The sequence below is a fragment of the Priestia sp. P5_B4 genome, from assembly GCF_056400385.1.
On sequence record NZ_JBFULJ010000921.1, the window covers coordinates 1 to 1,467 of the forward strand.

Here is a 1,467-nt window from a genome sequence, read left to right on the forward strand (position 1 = left end):
CGGTAGATATTGAAGTCCCTGTTTTAGAGCGAAATGGCAGCCTTCCTAAAAAATAAAGCAAGTAAAAAAATAGATCTCCGTCTAAGCGGGGGTCTGTTTTTTGTTTTCTCTTATTCAACATAAGAAATAGTAAACGTAAAATTTAGACTATTTTAAATATATTGACTTATTTTAACTGGTAATCTATTATTCAATTAAACAAATTGATTTACTGGGAATTAAGTTGTATATAACGCTACCAGGCAACTGGGGCCGGACTATCGCTCAAGCGAATGGACTGGTCCTTTTTGCTTTTTAGGAATACGGCTATATTCGAGAAAATGAATTTGTTACTAAAAAATGAAAAGCTCTCTTTTTGGGGAACTTACGAGGAGGACGTATCATGAGTACAGTTAGCAAAAACGCAGCAAAAAATTCGGTTTTAGAAGTAAAGCCTATCGCTGGTCACATTGGAGCAGAAATAAAAGGAGTGCACTTATCTTCAAATTTAGATGCCGAAACGGTCAGTGCTATTAACAAAGCTCTGCTAAAGCATAAAGTTGTCTTTTTTAGAGGCCAAGGGCATATCGACGATGCTGAACAAGAGGCTTTCGCTGCGTTATTTGGTGAACCAGAAGCGCATCCTACCGTTCCGATAAAAGAAGGCAGCAATTATTTATTTGAACTTGATTCTGAACGAGGAGGACGGGCTAACTCTTGGCATACCGATGTAACGTTCATCGATACATATCCGAAAGCATCGATCCTACGAGCCATAGTTGTCCCAGAAGCAGGAGGGGATACAGTTTGGGCAAATACAGCAGTTGCCTATCAAAAGCTTCCTACCGAGCTGCGTCAGCTAGCTGATCAGCTTTGGGCGGTGCATACGAATGACTATGATTATGGGGGAAGACATCCGAATCGTTCGCAAGAAGATTTAGAGCGTCATCGCAAAGTATTCGCTTCTACTGTCTATGAAACAGAACATCCAGTTGTAAGAATTCACCCGGAAACGGGAGAGCGTACGTTAGTGTTAGGACATTTTGTGAAAAAAATTAAAGGGTTATCTTCTTCGGACTCAAATCATCTTTTTTCAATTCTGCAAGATCATGTAACAAGACTAGAAAACACGGTTCGCTGGCACTGGAAAGCAGGTGATATTGCTATTTGGGATAACCGTGCAACCCAGCACTACGCAATTAATGACTACGGCGAAAAGCACCGCGTTATGAGACGAGTTACCTTGGTTGGCCAAGTGCCAGTGAGTATCGACGGACAAACGAGTGTGACTTATAAAAAAGAGGGATGAGATCAGATTCTATTTTGTACCAGCATGTTTCTTTCAAAGCAAAGGCAGGTGAGAAAAGTTTCGCACTTATAATAAGAAGAGGCTGAGACAAAAATCTTTTAGTTGAAGTGAAATCCGAAATGTTAATCAAAATTATTGATTAACATTTCGGATCTTTTTGTCATGGTGAACATAGATTT

The 1,467-nt window shown here is 39.8% G+C and carries 1 protein-coding gene; it reads left to right on the forward strand.

Annotated elements, in window-relative coordinates:
• Nucleotides 1-382 precede the first annotated feature (382 nt).
• Nucleotides 383-1,288 (forward strand): TauD/TfdA dioxygenase family protein, encoded by a 906-nt coding sequence (locus AC1DRF_RS27500; protein ID WP_477742249.1) that lies wholly within the window; start codon nt 383-385, stop codon nt 1,286-1,288.
• The last annotated feature ends 179 nt before the right edge of the window (nt 1,289-1,467 follow it).